At 69.5% G+C, this 15,402-nt stretch carries 14 protein-coding genes; 4 read left to right on the forward strand and 10 right to left on the reverse strand.

Features of this window, described 5'->3' with window-relative positions; all coding sequences use genetic code 11:
* Window positions 1-13 precede the first annotated feature (13 nt).
* The gene (locus A5730_RS09855) at window positions 14-553 is read left to right on the forward strand and encodes a cysteine hydrolase family protein (RefSeq protein WP_067898906.1); all 540 of its coding nucleotides are present in this window, start codon (window positions 14-16) and stop codon (window positions 551-553) included.
* Window positions 554-572: 19 nt separating this feature from the next.
* Entirely contained in the window at window positions 573-1,421 is an 849-nt protein-coding gene (locus A5730_RS09860; protein WP_067898909.1) for an NAD-dependent deacetylase, read from the forward strand.
* Here the strand turns inward: A5730_RS09860 and A5730_RS09865 are convergent.
* Window positions 1,418-2,695: a cytochrome P450 gene (locus tag A5730_RS09865; protein ID WP_067898912.1), complete on the reverse strand. Its 1,278-nt coding sequence runs from the start codon at window positions 2,693-2,695 to the stop codon at window positions 1,418-1,420. The genes A5730_RS09860 and A5730_RS09865 overlap by 4 nt on opposite strands.
* Window positions 2,696-2,799: 104 nt before the next feature.
* On the opposite strand from A5730_RS09865, the gene A5730_RS09870 reads away from it, so the two are divergent.
* Together A5730_RS09870 and A5730_RS09875 are read left to right on the forward strand one after the other, a co-directional pair.
* A complete protein-coding gene (locus tag A5730_RS09870) occupies window positions 2,800-3,444 on the forward strand; it encodes a TetR/AcrR family transcriptional regulator (protein WP_067898915.1) in 645 nt (214 codons plus the stop codon).
* Window positions 3,445-3,479: 35 nt separating this feature from the next.
* Window positions 3,480-3,899, forward strand: coding sequence for a DUF5313 domain-containing protein (locus A5730_RS09875; RefSeq protein WP_055400184.1), 420 nt, complete (start codon window positions 3,480-3,482; stop codon window positions 3,897-3,899).
* A gap of 6 nt (window positions 3,900-3,905) precedes the next feature.
* On the opposite strand, the gene proB is transcribed toward A5730_RS09875, so the two are convergent.
* The 9 genes from proB to A5730_RS09920 all read right to left on the reverse strand — a co-directional run bounded on the left by proB (window position 3,906) and on the right by A5730_RS09920 (window position 15,383).
* Window positions 3,906-5,009: a glutamate 5-kinase gene (gene proB, locus A5730_RS09880; protein ID WP_067898918.1), complete on the reverse strand. Its 1,104-nt coding sequence runs from the start codon at window positions 5,007-5,009 to the stop codon at window positions 3,906-3,908.
* Entirely contained in the window at window positions 5,006-6,460 is a 1,455-nt protein-coding gene (gene obgE, locus A5730_RS09885) for a GTPase ObgE (RefSeq protein ID WP_067898921.1), read from the reverse strand. Before obgE ends, proB begins: the two co-directional genes overlap by 4 nt.
* A 56-nt stretch (window positions 6,461-6,516) precedes the next feature.
* A complete protein-coding gene (gene rpmA, locus A5730_RS09890; protein WP_055400110.1) occupies window positions 6,517-6,783 on the reverse strand; it encodes a 50S ribosomal protein L27 in 267 nt (88 codons plus the stop codon).
* A 48-nt stretch (window positions 6,784-6,831) separates the two neighbouring features.
* A complete protein-coding gene (rplU, locus tag A5730_RS09895; protein WP_067898924.1) occupies window positions 6,832-7,143 on the reverse strand; it encodes a 50S ribosomal protein L21 in 312 nt (103 codons plus the stop codon).
* 203 nt (window positions 7,144-7,346) lie between these two features.
* Entirely contained in the window at window positions 7,347-10,178 is a 2,832-nt protein-coding gene (locus tag A5730_RS09900; RefSeq protein ID WP_082946786.1) for an Rne/Rng family ribonuclease, read from the reverse strand.
* 317 nt (window positions 10,179-10,495) lie between these two features.
* A complete protein-coding gene (gene ndk, locus A5730_RS09905; protein WP_067821003.1) occupies window positions 10,496-10,906 on the reverse strand; it encodes a nucleoside-diphosphate kinase in 411 nt (136 codons plus the stop codon).
* Between the two features lie 51 nt (window positions 10,907-10,957).
* Window positions 10,958-11,317, reverse strand: a complete 360-nt coding sequence (locus A5730_RS09910; protein ID WP_067898928.1) for a DUF4233 domain-containing protein — start codon at window positions 11,315-11,317, stop codon at window positions 10,958-10,960.
* Window positions 11,314-12,753: a folylpolyglutamate synthase/dihydrofolate synthase family protein gene (locus tag A5730_RS09915; RefSeq protein WP_067898931.1), complete on the reverse strand. Its 1,440-nt coding sequence runs from the start codon at window positions 12,751-12,753 to the stop codon at window positions 11,314-11,316. The genes A5730_RS09910 and A5730_RS09915 overlap by 4 nt, the downstream gene beginning before the upstream one ends.
* Complete coding sequence (locus A5730_RS09920; RefSeq protein ID WP_067898934.1) at window positions 12,750-15,383, reverse strand: valine--tRNA ligase; 2,634 nt, start codon at window positions 15,381-15,383, stop codon at window positions 12,750-12,752. The genes A5730_RS09915 and A5730_RS09920 overlap by 4 nt, the downstream gene beginning before the upstream one ends.
* Window positions 15,384-15,402 lie beyond the last annotated feature (19 nt).

A 15,402-nucleotide genomic window follows, 5' to 3' on the forward strand; every position in this document is an offset into this window, starting at 1 on the left:
TATTACCTCCATCATGAGCGATACTGCCGTCGTGGTGGTCGACATGATGAACACCTATGAGCACCCCGATGCTGAGGAACTGATACCCAATGTCGGCAAGATCATCGACCCTCTGACCGATTTGGTCCGCCGCGCACGCGAATCCGAGAAGGTCGACCTGATCTACGTCAACGACAACTACGGCGACTTCGCCGCCCAGTTCTCCGACATCGTCAACGCCGCGCTGGACGGCGCCCGGCCCGATCTGGTGAAGCCGATCCTTCCCGCCGGGGACTGCCGGGTGATGACCAAGGTGCGCCACAGCGCGTTCTACGCGACCGCGCTGGCGTATCTGCTGAACCGGCTGGAGACCAAGCGGCTGGTCATCGCCGGACAGGTCACCGAGCAGTGCATCCTCTACACCGCGCTCGACGCCTACGTGCGCCATTTTCCCGTCGTGATCGCGACCGACGCCGTCGCCGGCATCGACACCGGGCTGGCCGAGGCCGCGTGCAAAATGATGGAGCGGAACATGTCCGCGGAGCTCACCACGGCCGCCGACTGCCTGCCTTAGGCCCCGTACGCTGGACGGGGTGACCACCCGCCGCGCCGAATCGCCGGAGCTGGTCGCGCTGCTGGCCGGTCGCAGGATCGCGGTGCTGACGGGCGCGGGCCTGTCCACCGATTCCGGGATTCCCGACTACCGCGGGCCCGATTCGCCACCCAGCAATCCGATGACGATCCGTCAGTTCACCTCGGATCCGGTGTTCCGCCAGCGGTACTGGGCGCGCAACCACGTCGGCTGGCGGCACATGGACGACACCCAGCCCAACGCCGGGCACCGCGCGCTGACGCGACTCGAGCGCGTCCGCGTGGTGACGGGCGTGATCACCCAGAACGTCGACCTGCTGCACACCAAGGCCGGCAGCGTCAACGTCGTCAACCTGCACGGCACCTACGCGCGGGTGGTCTGCCTGAGCTGCGGCTACACCATGAGCCGCGCCGCGCTGGCCGACCGGCTGGAAGCGCTCAACCCGGGCTTCATCGAGCGGGCCGAAGCGGTCGGCGACCTGGCGGTGGCCCCCGACGCCGACGCCGTCGTCGGCGACACCGCGAATTTTCGCTACCTCGACTGCCCGCGCTGCGGCGGCATGCTCAAGCCGGACATCGTCTACTTCGGCGAAAACGTCGCCAAAGAGGTTGTTGCTCAAGCGTATTCATTGGTCGACGAGGCCGATGCCCTGCTGGTCGCCGGCTCGTCGCTGACGGTGTTCTCCGGCTACCGATTCGTGCGGCACGCCGCCGCGCTGGGCAGGCCGATCGCGATCGTCAACCGCGGCGACACCCGCGGCGATGAGCTGGCGACGGTCAAGGTCGACGGCGGTTGTTCCGAGCTACTGACCCTGTTGGCCGACGAATTGTCGCCGCTGGCAACGCGTTAGAACGTGCAGGGCATGCTGCGGACGGCGTGCACGAAATTGCCCGCCACGTAGGTCGGATCGCCGGCCTCGATGCCCGGCAGCTGCCGCAGCAGTTCGCCGAAGATCGCCCGCAGCTGCGCCCGGGCGACGTGCGCCCCGAGGCAGAAGTGCACGCCGCCGCCGCCGAAGCCGACGTGCGGGTTGGGGCTGCGGCTCAGGTCCAACCGCTCCGGATGGTCGAACGCCTCGGTGTCCCAGTTGCCCGACGGGTAGAACATCACCACCTTCTCCCCCGCCGCTATCTGCTGGCCGCCCAACTCGAAATCCGTTGCGGCCGTGCGGCGGAAGGTCATCACCGGGGAGGCCCACCGGACGAACTCCTCGACCGCCGTGCCGATCCGGCTGTCGAAATCCTCCAGCAACCACGCCCGCTGATCACCGAAATCGGTGAGCGCCTTCATCGCGTGGCTGGTCGTTTGCCGGGTGGTGTCGTTGGCCGCCACGGAGAGCAGCACGAAGAAGGCGGCCACCTCGGCGTCGGTCAACCGCTCACCGTCGACCTCGGCGTTCACCAGGCCGCTGATCAGGTCGTCGCCGGGATGCTCGCGGCGCTGGACCGCGAGCTCCCCGGCCACCTGGTGCACGTAGGTCTGGTGCTCGAACAACACCTCCATCGGGTGGCGGCCGTCGAGGTAGGCCGGGTCGGCCCAGGACACCATGGCGTCGGTGGCGGCCGCCATGTGCTCACGCTCGGATTCGGGGATCCCGACCATGTCCGACAACGTGCGGATGGGCAGCTCCTTGGCGCAGTGGTCGACGAAGTCCGCCCCGCTGCCGGCGGCGCGCAGCTCTGCCACGATGGTGCGGGCGTTGGCCCGGATCGACTCCTCGATGCGGCGCACCTGGCGCGGGGTGAACGCGGCGCTGACCAGCTTGCGCAGCTTGGTGTGCCGCGGCGGGTCCATCGCCAGGAACGACTGGGATGCTTCGAGCAGCTCCACCGGGATGTTCTCGAACATCACGCCCCGGCCGGACAGGAACGCCTCGTTGTTGCGGCTGACCGCGACGATGTCGGCGCGCCGGGTGATGGCCCAGTAGCCGGGGTCCGCCGGATCGGGCATCAGGGCGTCTTCGACGGGCGGATGCCAGCTCACCGGCCGCTCGGCGCGCAGCACGGCGAACGACTTTTCCCGCTCGGCCGCGGTCGTCGCCCAGAACGCGCGGGAGGACAGGTCGATGGGGTCGTAGGGGCGGCCGGGCTGCTCGGTGCCCGACTTTCCGGTCAGCACGGTCATGATGGTCCTCCGTCGCGTATGACCCCGGTCACAAATCCGCCTGCGACACTATTCCTAGACATGATGTCTAGTCAAGTTGTCGAAGCAGGGTCTATGCTGGGAGAATGCCATCGGTCACCCGCAAGCCGCAGGCCAACCGGGAACAGGAACGCCAGCAGCGGCGAGAGCAGATCGAGCGCCGGTTGCTGGACGCGACCGAGCGGCTGATGCGCGACGGCGCCAGCTTCACCGAGCTCAGCGTGGACCGGCTGTCGAGCGCGGCCGGCATTTCCCGCGCGAGCTTCTACATCTACTTCGAGGACAAGGGCCACCTGCTGCGCCGCCTGGCCAACCAGGTGTTCGCCGACCTCGCCGACAGCGCGGAGCGCTGGTGGGCGGTGGCCGGGCGCCACGATCCCAGTGACGTCCGCGCCGCGATGGACGGCATCATCGCCAGCTATCGCCGGCACCAGCCGGTGCTGGTCGCGCTCAACGAGATGGCCGGCTACGACCCGCTGGTCGCGGCGACCTACCGCAATTTGCTGACCGCGGTCACCGGGCGGATGGCCCGGGTGATCGAGGAGGGCCAGGCCGATGGCTCGATCCGGCCGGAGCTGCCGGCGACCACCACGGCCGGCGCGCTGACCTGGATGGTCGAGCGGGCGTGCCAGCAGGAGCTCCCCGTGAAGCCACCCGCATACGATCCGGAACTGGCCGCGACGCTCGCCGAGATCGTCTGGGGTGCGCTCTATCTCAAGCCCGTGCGCTGATGCGCCCGCGACAGGACGAGGACAAGATGGGAACCATGACCACCACCAAACCCAACGTGTGGCAATACATCGGCTACTCGTACGGGCGCTGCCTGCCCAGCTCGATGCGCGACTGGGTCGCCAACGATCTCGCCGGCAAGGGAGCAGTGCGCCGGCACATGATCCGGTGGGCAATCCCGCCGCTGTTCGTACTGGCGCCGTTCTGGCTGCTACCCGCTTCGCTGTATGTGCACACGGAGATGACGGCGCCGCTGTACATCTGGGCCCTGCTGATCACGCTGGCGTTGAACAAGGTGTGGCGCCGGCACCGGCTCGCCCAGCACGGCCTCGACCCGAACATGGTCGACGTGCTCAAGAACAAGAAACAGGCGCGGATGCACGAGGACTACGCGCGCCGGTTCGGGCCGCGCCCGGAATCGGCGGCGTGGCAGGACAACAGCAACCCGTTCACCTGACCCGGTTCAGACCGCCACCAGGTCGTCGGCGTGCACGGCGGGCCGGCGCAGCTCGCCCGGCAGCTCGGAGGTCGACCGGCCGATCATGGTCGCCAGTTCCGCGGCGTCGTAGGCCACCACGCCCCGGGCCACCATGGCCGCGTCCGGTCCGCGCAGTTCGACGACGTCGCCGGCGTAGAACCGGCCCGCCACCGCGATGATCCCGGCGGCCAGCAGCGAGCGGCGCTGGGTCACCACCGCGCGCACGGCGCCCTCGTCGAGGGTCAGCACCCCGGCGGCCTCGGCGGCGTAGCGGACCCAGAACCGCCGGGCCGACATCCGAGCGGGCCGTGCGGCGAACACCGTGCCGACCGAGGCGTCCGTGAGGGCGGTCGCGGCGTCGTCCGCGGCGGCCAGCAGGACCGGCACCCCGGCGTCGGCGGCCAGCAAGGCCGACGACATCTTCGACACCATCCCGCCGGTGCCCAGGTGGCTGCCCGGGCCGGCGACCACACCGGACAGGTCCGCCGCGCCGGACACCTCCGCAATGAATCTCGCGCCCTTGGTTTTTCGCGGATCGGAGTCGTACAGGCCGTCGATGTCGGAGAGCAGCACCAGGGCCTCGGCGCCGACGAGGTGAGCCACCAGCGCCGAAAGCCGATCGTTGTCGCCGAACCGGATCTCGTTGGTGGCCACCGTGTCGTTTTCGTTGACGATCGCGACCGCGTGCAGGGCGCGCAACCGGTCCAGGGTGCGCTGGGCGTTCGTGTGCTGGGCCCGCATCGAGATGTCGTGCGCGGTCAGCAACACCTGCCCCACCGTACGGCCGTAGCGGGCGAACGCCGCGCTCCACGCGTTCACCAGTGCGACCTGCCCGACGCTGGCCGCGGCCTGCTTGGTCGCCAAATCCTTGGGGCGCCGGGTCAATCCGAGCGGCTCGATCCCGGCGGCGATGGCGCCCGACGACACGATGACGACGTCGGTGCCCGCCTTCATCCGCGACTCGATGGCGTCGGCCAGCCCGGCCAACCTACCGGCGTCGAACACACCGGCGGCCGTGGTCAGGGCGTTGGTCCCGACCTTGACGACCAGGCTGCGCGCGGTCCGTATCGCGTCGCGATGCGCACTCACGACCGCTCACCGGGGTCGTCGCCGCGCTCCCGACGCTGACGCCGGGCGGCCTTGCGTTCCGCGGCGCCGGTGCGCTCGCTGCGTTCCAGCCGCACGTCGGTGCCCCGCCCGGACATCGCAACGTGTTGTCCCGCAGGCGTTTGCGGCTCCCAGTCGAACGTCATGTCGCCGATCGTCACGGCGCAGCCGGGTTGGGCGCCGAGGCGCAGCAGCTCCTCCTCGACGCCCAGCCGGGCCAGGCGATCGGCGAGATAGCCGACGGCTTCGTCGTTGTCGAAGTTGGTCTGGCGGACCCATCGCTGCGGCCGGGCGCCGGTGACGAGGAAGCCGCCCTCGCCGTCCGGCTCGACGGCAAAGCCGCTGTCGTCGACCGGGACCGGACGGATGACCGGGCGCCGCGGCACGATCGCCGGCCGGGCCGCGTTGTACTCCGAGATCATCCGCCAGAGCCCGAAAATCAACGGCTGCAGACCTTCTCGCGAGACCGTCGATACGAGAAACACCGGCCAGCCGCGCTCGGCGATCTCGTCGCGGACGAACTCGGCGAGCTCGCGCGCCTCGGGCACGTCGATCTTGTTGAGCACAACCGCCCGGGGCCGTTCCGCGAGGTCTCCGAGCGTCGTATCCCCTTGCAGGGTGGGCTTGTACGCGGCGAGTTCGGCTTCCAACGCCTCGATGTCGGAGATCGGGTCGCGGCCCGGCTCCGCCGTGGCGCAGTCGACGACGTGCACCAGCACGGCGCAGCGTTCGATGTGGCGAAGGAAATCCAGGCCCAGGCCGCGGCCCTGGGAAGCGCCGGGGATCAGGCCCGGCACGTCGGCGACGGTGAAGGTGTGCTCGCCCGCCGACACCACGCCCAGGTTCGGCACCAGGGTGGTGAACGGGTAGTCCGCGACCTTGGGTTTGGCGGCCGAGATCGCCGACACCAGTGAGGATTTGCCGGCCGAGGGGAACCCGATGAGGCCGGCGTCGGCGACGGTCTTGAGCTCGAGGGTCAGGTCCCGCGTTTCGCCCTGTTCGCCGAGCAGCGCGAAGCCGGGGGCCTTACGGGCGCGCGACGCCAGCGCCGCGTTACCCAGGCCGCCACGGCCGCCGGCCGCGGCTTCGAAGCGGGTGCCCGCGCCGACCAAATCGGCCAGCAGGCGGCCGTTTTCGTCCAGCACGACGGTGCCGTCGGGGACTTTGACTTCCAGGTCCGCACCGGCCGCGCCGTCGCGGTTGTTGCCCATCCCCTGCTTGCCCGACGGCGCGGTGACGTGCGGGTGGAAGTGGAAGTCCAGCAGGGTGTGCACCTGCGGGTCCACGACGAACACGATGCTGCCGCCGCGGCCGCCGTTGCCGCCGTCGGGACCGCCCAGTGGCTTGAATTTCTCGCGATGGACCGACGCGCAGCCGTTACCGCCGGAGCCCGCGCGGGCGTGGATGACGACGCGATCGACGAACCGGGGCATCGTGGGTCCTTCCCCACGCCGAACGTGCGACTACTGCGAGCGCACGCTCGCGGTGGTCAGTCGGCGGTCTGGCCGGCCGCGACGATGTTGACGGTCTTGCGTCCGCGCTTGACGCCGAACTCGACGGCCCCCGCCGCCTTGGCGAACAGCGTGTCGTCGCCGCCGCGCCCGACGTTCACGCCGGGGTGGAACTTGGTGCCCCGCTGGCGAACGATGATTTCGCCGGCCTTGACGATCTGGCCGCCGAATCGCTTCACGCCCAGCCGCTGGGCTGCGGAATCGCGACCGTTGCGCGAGCTGGAAGCGCCCTTCTTGTGTGCCATTTATGTGGTCTCCCGCTCAGTGTTGTCTGTTCTTCGCCGGACGGCTCATCACGCGATTCCGGTGACCTTCAGGACCGTCAGCTGCTGACGGTGTCCCTGACGCTTGTGGTAGCCGGTCTTGTTCCTGAACTTGTGGATGCGGATCTTCGGACCCTTGGTGTGCTCGAGCACCTCGCCGGTCACCGCGACCTTGGCCAGCGCGGCGGCGTCGGTGGTCACCTTCGCGCCGTCCACCACCAGGGTGACGGGCAGCGACACGTTCGCGCCCGGGTCGGAGTCGAGCTTCTCGACCTTGACCACGTCCCCGACGGCGACCTTGTACTGCTTGCCGCCCGTCTTGACGATTGCGTAGGTCGCCATCGTTGCTCCTGCCTTCTTTCCTCTGCTCAGCCGCTTGGTCGGCGCTTCGCGCGCGAGCCACCGGCGGTGCGCGTGGTGGGTCTGGGTTGCGGGTCCGCGCCGACTGCCCGGGAGTCCCGCCGTCACCGGCCAAAGCCCAACCGGCCTGGCGACAACTGTCCTAGGGTACTTGACCAGCGGCTACAGGGTCAAACCGGGCCAGGTCAGTCCGCGTGGATGGGCGGACCGGCCGGCCGGCCCGCCGCGCGGCGCCGACGCGGACGCCCGAACGCCGGCCCGCCGTCTGGACCGTCGGAGTCGGAGTCCTCGGAGTCGTCGTCCTCGACGTCCAGGTCGTCGTCGTCCATCTCGAGGTCGTCGTCGTCATCGCCGAGGTCTTCCTCGTCGTCGATGTCCTCGTCCTCGTCGTCGTCCTCGTCGTCCTCGTCGTCGAGCTCGTCGTCTTCGTCGGTGTCGTCATCGGTGTCGTCGTCGGACTCCTCGAAGTCCTCCTGGTCGGTGTCCTCCACGTCGGCCAGGTCGCGCCGCTTCTGCTCGTCGAGCTCGTCGGTGGCTTCCACCGCGGATTCGTCGGATTCTTCGTCGGCACGATCGGTCTGCGCGGAGCCGCCGGCGGCCATGGCTTTGAACATCGGGTGCTCGCCCGGGGCGTGGGCGGGCACCTTGGCCACCACCGGCTCCTCGGCCCGGTTCTTCTTCGAGCGCCTGCCGCGGCGCCCACCGCCCTCGGACTTGCGCCCGTTCGACGGCGCCGAGTCCACCGGGTCGGTGTGCAGCACGATCCCGCGGCCGCCACAGTGCGTGCATGACGTCGAGAAGGCCTCGATCAGCCCGGTGCCCAACCGCTTGCGGGTGAGCTGGACCAGGCCCAGCGACGTCACCTCCGACACCTGATGGCGGGTGCGGTCGCGGGCCAGCGCCTCGGTCAGCCGCCGCAACACCAGGTCGCGGTTGGACTCGAGGACCATGTCGATGAAGTCGATGACCACGATGCCGCCGATGTCGCGCAGCCGCAGTTGCCGGACGATCTCCTCGGCCGCCTCCAGGTTGTTCTTGGTGACGGTCTGTTCGAGGTTGCCGCCGGAGCCGGTGAACTTGCCGGTGTTGACGTCGACGACGGTCATGGCCTCGGTGCGGTCGATCACCAGCGTGCCGCCCGAGGGCAGCCACACCTTGCGCTCCATCGCCTTGGCGAGTTGCTCGTCGATGCGATGCACCGCGAACACGTCGGGGCCCGGCTGCCCCTCCGGCCCGCTGGGCGGCTCGTACTTGCTGAGCTTCGAAACTAGATCGGGCGCAACGGAATTCACGTATTCGGTGATGGTCGTCCACGCGTCGTCGCCGGAGACGACCAGGCCGGCGAAGTCCTCGTTGAACAGGTCGCGGATCACCTTGACCAGCACGTCCGGCTCCTCGTACAGCGCGACGGCGGCGCCGGCGGCCTTCCCCGTGATCTCGGCCGCCTTGGCCTCGATCTGCTTCCAGCGCTCCTGCAGGCGGGTGACGTCGTTGCGGATGTCGTCCTCTTTGACGCCCTCGGACGCCGTGCGGATGATCACCCCGGCGTCGGACGGGACAACCTCGCGCAGGATCTCCTTGAGCCGCTGCCGTTCGGTGTCGGGCAGCTTGCGGCTGATCCCGGTCGACGACGCGCCGGGCACGTAGACCAGGTAGCGGCCGGCCAGCGACACCTGGGTGGTCAGCCGGGCGCCCTTGTGCCCGACGGGATCCTTGCTCACCTGGACCACGACGTAGTCGCCCGGTTTGAGCGCCTGTTCGATCTTGCGGTCGGACCCGCCCAGCCCGGCGGCTTCCCAGTTGACCTCGCCCGCGTAGAGCACGCCGTTGCGGCCGCGGCCGATGTCGACGAACGCCGCCTCCATCGAGGGCAGGACGTTCTGCACGATCCCGAGGTAGATGTTGCCGACCAGCGAGGCGGAAGCGGCCGACGTCACGAAGTGCTCGACGACGATGCCGTCCTCGAGCACCGCGATCTGGGTGTACCGCGCCCCCTGATGCGGCGGCTCGCTGCGAACCCTGTCGCGCACGACCATGATCCGTTCGACGGCCTCCCGGCGCGCCAGGAACTCCGCCTCGGTCAGCACCGGCGGGCGGCGCTGCCCGGCGTCGCGGCCGTCGCGGCGCCGCTGCCGCTTGGCCTCGAGCCGGGTGGAGCCGTCGATGCCCTTGATCTCGGCATTCGACGAGCCGTCGCCGCCGTTCTTGCCGTTGCGGGGCGGCCGCTCGTGCACCACCGTGTTCGGCGGGTCGTCTGGGGACGGCGATTCGTCGCCGTCGTCGCCGCCTGCACCCGACTTGCGCCGCCGGCGCCTGCGGCGACGGCGGTTGCCGCCTTCCGCGGAGCCGTCGTCACCGGCGTCGGAGTCATCGGAGTCGTCGGAGTCGTCGTCGTCCTCGGCGTCGGCGGAATCGTCACGGCCGGCCTTCTGGCCCCGCTGCTGCTGCGGCTCGTCGTCCTCACCGCCGTCTTGATTGTCGGATCCGCCCTGCTCACCGCGGCCCCGGCCCCGGCCACGGCGGCCCCGCCGGCGGCGCCGGTTGGCCGGCCGATCGGCCTGCTCGTCGTCTTCGTCGTCGGAGTCGGAATCGTCGGAGTCGGAGTCCGAATCGGAGCCCTCGTCGGCGCTTCCGTCGTCCTCGTCTTCCGATATCGGCTGCGGGGCGACGAACAGCGGCATGTAATGCGGCCGCTCGGTCGCGGTCTCCAGCATCAACCGGGATTCGGGTTCCTCGGCAGCGGCCTCGGCGTTTGCAGCGCTCGCGGCGTCGGCGGCGCTTTCGGCGCCGCCGTCGGGCTGGGCGGCCAGCAGATCACGCACCCGGACGGCGTCTTCGCGGTCCACGGTCGAGTGCGCGCTGCGTACCCGCCCGTCGAGTGCGCTCAACGCGTCCAGCACCCGCTGGCTGGTGGTTCCCAGCGTTCGTGCCAGCGAATGAACTCTCAGGCGGTCCGGCAGTTCGTCGTGCCCGGTCGGCTCTTCGGATGACTCTGCAGATGGTGCACCGTCTACCACGTATTCTCCTCAAGCCCCCGGGCGCGTCCTTGCGACGCGGCCACGCGAGGGCTTCGCTATGGGTCCGGGTGGCTTCCCCCGGACTTGTGATGGTCTCGCCCCGAGCGGTTCGCGGGGAACGCACTCGGCGCCGTGCTGAATGATGGCCTGACATGCCGCGCACCAACGCCGGTGGCGATGATCGCGCTTGTCTAAGTCTTCATTCGGGTGTCCGACACCGGTCCGGCGACGTTCACCCTCCGTCAGTATCCCACATCACTCGGCGGGCCAAGCCGCCCCCGAGCAAACCGGCCGTCAGCGCGCCGTTAGCTGGGTCGCTAGGCGTCGGGAAACCAGAGCGCGATTTCGCGCTTTGCGGACTCCGGCGAGTCCGACCCGTGCACCAGGTTGAACTGGGTCTCCAGCCCGAAATCGCCCCGAATGGTGCCGGGCGTGGCCTTCTCGACCGGGTCGGTACCGCCCGCGAGCTGCCGAAATGCGGCGATCGCGCGCGGTCCCTCGACGATCGCGGCCACCACCGGCCCCGAGGTGATGAACTCCAGCAGGGATTCGAAGAACGGCTTGCCTTCGTGTTCGGCGTAATGCGCGGCGGCCAGGTCCCCGCCGACGCGCCGAAGCTCCAGCGCGGCGATGGTCAGGCCCTTCCGCTCGATGCGGCTGATGATCTCCCCCACCAGCTGCCGCTCGACGCCGTCCGGCTTGATCAGTACCAGGGTCCGTTCGGTCACGGCGGACAGCGTACAGAACCGGGCGCCGATCGGCCGGGCGGCGACCGGGCCCTACGGCTGCCGGCGCCGCACCTCGGCCCGGAAGTACGCGATCAAGGCCCACAAGCCGGTGAACAGCACCCCGATGAATCCCACGCCCGGGTACACCGCGAAGCCGGCGAGCAGGAGCAGCTGAGCGGCCAGGTTCACCCAGATCGCCCAGGGTTTGCGCTGCACCCCGCCCAGCACGATGAGCAGCCCGGCGACGCTGACCAGGTAGCCCAGGGACACCGAGGTCAGCCCGCCGCCGACCGCGCTCACCACGGGGATCGCCAGCAGCACCACGATCGCTTCCAGGAGCAGCGTGGCGGCCATCACCGCGCCGAAGCTGCGCCACGGGTCGGCCGGCGGGGCCGGGTCTTCGTCGGTCATTCCGGATCACGACCGAACAGGGTCCGCGCCGCCCCGGCGGTGACGACCGAGCCGGTGATGACGACCCCGGTGCCGGAGAAGGCCTCGGCCTCCCCATCCACCGCCGCGTCGTCGACCAGCGCGGTGGCGGCGTCGATGGCGTCGCGCAGGTTCTCGGAGGTGGTGACCCGCTCGGGTCCGAACCGGGCCGCGGCCGCCACCGCGAGCGATTCGACGTCCAGCGCCCGCGGGGACCCGTTATGGGTCACCACCACGGCGTCGAACGCCGGCTCCAGGGCGGCGAGGATGCCGTCCACGTCCTTGTCCGCCATCACGCTGAGGACGCCGACCAGGTATCGGAAGTCGAATTCGTCGCTGAGGGTCTGCGCCAGCGCGGCCGCGCCGGCCGGATTGTGCGCGGCGTCGATGAACACGGTGGGCGCGCTGCGCATGCGTTCGAGCCGGCCGGGGCTGGTGACGGCGGCGAAACCGGCCCGCACCGCCTCGACGTCGAGTTGCCGCTGGGCGCCGGCGCCGAAGAAGGCTTCCACGGCCGCGAGTGCCACCACCGCGTTGTGGGCCTGGTGTTCCCCGTGCAGCGGCAGGTAGATGTCCGAGTACACCCCGCCGAGGCCCTGCAGTTCGAGCACCTGACCGCCGATCGCGATCTGGCGGCCCAGGACCGCGAACTCCGATCCCTCGCGGGCCACGGCGGCGTCGGCGCGCATGGCCTGGGCCAGCAGCACCTCCATCGCTTCGGGCGCCTGCCGGGCGATGACCGCGACGGTGTCGGGTGCGCCCTCGGGCGCCTTCGTGATGATGCCGGCCTTTTCGCCGGCGATGCCGGGAAGGTCGCCGCCGAGGTATTCGACATGGTCGATCCCCACGGGCATGATGACCGCCACCGGCGCGTTGATCACGTTGGTGGCGTCCCAGTGCCCGCCCATGCCGACCTCGACCACCGCCACGTCGACGGGCGCGTCGGCGAACGCCGCGAACGCCATGGCCGTCAGCACCTCGAACTTGCTCATCGCCGGGCCGCCCGCGTCCTGCGACTGGCCGTCGACGATCTGGACGAACGGCTCGATCTCCCGGTAGGTCGCCACGTATTGGGCGGGGGTGACCGGCCGTCCGTCGAGGGCGATGCGCTCGACCGCCGATTGCAGGTGCGGGCTGGTGGTCCGCCCGGTGCGCTGGTGCAGCGCGGTCACCAGCGCGTCCACCATGCGCGCCACCGACGTCTTTCCGTTGGTGCCGGCGATGTGGATCGAGGGATAGGCCAGTTGGGGTGAGCCGAGCAAGTCCATCAGGGCGCTGATCCGCGTCAGGCTCGGCTCGAGCTTCGTCTCCGGCCAGCGCTGATCCAGCAGGTGCTCCACCTGCAGCAGGGCGGCGATCTCGTCCGGGGTGGGCGCCAGGCCGGTGCTCGGTGCCCAGTCGGGCTGCTCGGACGTCATTGCAGCGCAGCCAGCCTGGCGTTGATGCGCTCGGTCTCCTCCTGGGCCACCCGCTGGCGGTCGCGGATCTTGTCGACGACGTGCTGCGGGGCCTTGCCCAGAAAGTCCTCGTTGGCCAGTTTGGCGGTGGTGGACGCCAGCTCCTTCTGCGCCACAGCGAGGTCCTTCTCCAGGCGGCGGCGTTCGGCGGCCACGTCGATGGTGCCCGAGGTGTCGATTTCGACGACCATGGTGTCGGCGCCGAGCCGAACCTCAAGGGACGCAGAGGGATTGAAATCCGCACCCGGGGCGGTCAGCGAGGTCAGGGCCATCACCTGCGCGCTCAAGTGGCCACCGCCGGCCAACTGGGCCGGCACCTTCTGTCGATCGGCCAGCCCCTGATCGCTGCGGAACCGGCGAACCTCGGTGACAAGCCGCTGCAAATCGTTGACGCGTTGCGCGGCAACGCTATCCAACGCGATGCCGGACGGCGCCGGCCAGTCGGCGATCACCAGGGACTCCCCGCCGGTCAGCGCCTGCCACAGCGCCTCGGTGACGAACGGGATGACGGGGTGCAGCAGCCGCAGCAGCGTGTCGAGAACGGCGGCGAGCACGGCGGTGGTGTGCGTGATCCCCTCGGAGAGCTGTGTCTTCGCCAATTCGACGTACCAGTCACAGAATTCGTCCCAGGTGAAGTGGTAGAGCGCCTCGCAGGCCCGGCTGAACTCGTAAACGTCGAACGCCGAATCGACCTCGGCACGAACCTCCTCCAGCCGTCCCAGGATCCAGCGGTCCTCGTCCGTCAGGTCGGCGAGATCGGGGAGCGGCGCCGGGCGCGCACCGTTCAGTAGCGCGAACCGGGTGGCGTTGAACAACTTGGTGACGAAACTGCGCGACGCGCGGACGGCGTCCTCGCTGACGGCGAGGTCACCGCCGGGGCTGGCGCCGCGGGCCAGCGTGAACCGCAGCGCGTCGGCCCCGAACGTTTCGACCCAGTCCAGCGGGTCGATGACGTTGCCCTTGGACTTGCTCATCTTGCGGCCGAATTCGTCGCGGATCAGGCCGTGCAGGAACACGTCGGTGAACGGCACCTGCGGGGCGCGACGGCCGCCGAGGGTGATCGTGTCGTCGCCCCCCACGTAGGTGCCGAACATCATCATCCGGGCGACCCAGAAGAACAGGATGTCGTATCCGGTCACCAAAACGCTTGTGGGGTAGAACTTTTCCAGCTCGGGAGTCTTTTCCGGCCAGCCCAACGTGGAGAACGGCCACAGGGCCGACGAGAACCAGGTGTCCAGCACGTCCGGATCCTGCTCCCAGCCCTCCGGCGGGGTCTCGTCGGGCCCGACGCATACCTGTTCGCCGTCCGGTGAGTACCAGATCGGGATGCGATGTCCCCACCACAGCTGCCGGGAGATGCACCAGTCATGCATGTCGTCGACCCAGGCGAACCAGCGTGGCTCCAGGCTGGCGGGGTGAATGACGGTGTCCCCGTTGCGGACAGCGTCACCGGCGGCCTTGGCCAGCGATTCCACCCGCACCCACCATTGCAGCGATAGCCGCGGTTCGATCGGCTCGCCGCTGCGCTCGGAATGGCCCACGCTGTGCAGGTAAGGTCGTTTCTCCTCGACCACGCGGCCCTGCCCGGCCAGCACCTCGCGCACCGCAACCCGGGCCTCGAAGCGGTCCATGCCGTCGAATTGCGTTCCGGTGTCGACGATTCGGCCCTTGGTATCCATGATCGAGATCATCGGCAGCTGGTGCCGCAGCCCGATCTCGAAGTCGTTGGGGTCGTGCGCCGGGGTGACTTTGACCGCGCCCGTGCCGAATTCGGGGTCGACGTGTTCGTCGGCGACGATGAGGAGCTGACGGTCCACGAACGGGTGCGGCAAGGTGGTGCCCACCAGGTGGCGGTACCGCTCGTCGTCGGGATGGACCGCGATCGCGGTGTCGCCCAGCATCGTCTCGACCCGGGTGGTGGCGACCACGATGTGGGGTTGCGAATCGTCGAGCGAGCCGTAGCGGAACGAGACCAGCTCGCCTTCGACGTCGAGGTAGTTGACCTCGAGGTCGGAGATCGCGGTCTCGAGCACCGGCGACCAGTTGACCAGCCGCTCGGCCTGATAGATCAACCCGGCGTCGTAGAGCCGCTTGAAAATCGTTCGCACCGCCCGCGACAGGCCCTCGTCCATGGTGAACCGGTCGCGGCTCCAGTCCACCCCGTCGCCCAGCCGGCGCATCTGGCCGCCGATGGCGCCGCCGGACTCGCGCTTCCAGTCCCACACCTTGTCGACGAACAGTTCCCGGCCGAAGTCCTCTTTGGTCTTACCGTCGACCGCGAGCTGCCGTTCCACCACGCTCTGGGTGGCGATGCCGGCCGCGTCGGTGCCCGGCTGCCAGAGCACCTCGTATCCCTGCATCCGCTTACGACGGGTCAGGGCGTCCATCATGGTGTGTTCGAGCGCGTGGCCCATGTGCAGGCTGCCGGTGACGTTCGGCGGGGGCAGCACGATCGAGTAGCCGGGCTTGGCGCTGGCCGCGTCGGCCTTGAAGTAGCCCGCGTCGAGCCATTTCTGGTAGATCGCGTCTTCGGCGGCAGCGGGATCCCACGACTTGGGCAGGTCGGTGGCGGGGCTGCGGCTGGCGGTCACCCGTCAATTCTAGGGAGCG

Origin of the sequence: Mycobacterium sp. ACS4054 (genome assembly GCF_001667275.1) — a bacterium.
Classification (GTDB): domain Bacteria; phylum Actinomycetota; class Actinomycetes; order Mycobacteriales; family Mycobacteriaceae; genus Mycobacterium.

What these genes read in the sequence shown, in the direction of transcription:
- A5730_RS09855 (WP_067898906.1), top strand. Translation starts at nt 14, where the DNA reads ATGAGCGATACTGCCGTCGTGGTGGTCGACATGATGAACACCTATGAG.
- A5730_RS09865 (WP_067898912.1), bottom strand. Translation starts at nt 2,695, where the DNA reads ATGACCGTGCTGACCGGAAAGTCGGGCACCGAGCAGCCCGGCCGCCCC.
- A5730_RS09870 (WP_067898915.1), top strand. Translation starts at nt 2,800, where the DNA reads ATGCCATCGGTCACCCGCAAGCCGCAGGCCAACCGGGAACAGGAACGC.
- A5730_RS09875 (WP_055400184.1), top strand. Translation starts at nt 3,480, where the DNA reads ATGACCACCACCAAACCCAACGTGTGGCAATACATCGGCTACTCGTAC.
- obgE (WP_067898921.1), bottom strand. Translation starts at nt 6,460, where the DNA reads ATGCCCCGGTTCGTCGATCGCGTCGTCATCCACGCCCGCGCGGGCTCC.
- rpmA (WP_055400110.1), bottom strand. Translation starts at nt 6,783, where the DNA reads ATGGCACACAAGAAGGGCGCTTCCAGCTCGCGCAACGGTCGCGATTCC.
- rplU (WP_067898924.1), bottom strand. Translation starts at nt 7,143, where the DNA reads ATGGCGACCTACGCAATCGTCAAGACGGGCGGCAAGCAGTACAAGGTC.
- A5730_RS09910 (WP_067898928.1), bottom strand. Translation starts at nt 11,317, where the DNA reads ATGACCGACGAAGACCCGGCCCCGCCGGCCGACCCGTGGCGCAGCTTC.
- A5730_RS09915 (WP_067898931.1), bottom strand. Translation starts at nt 12,753, where the DNA reads ATGACGTCCGAGCAGCCCGACTGGGCACCGAGCACCGGCCTGGCGCCC.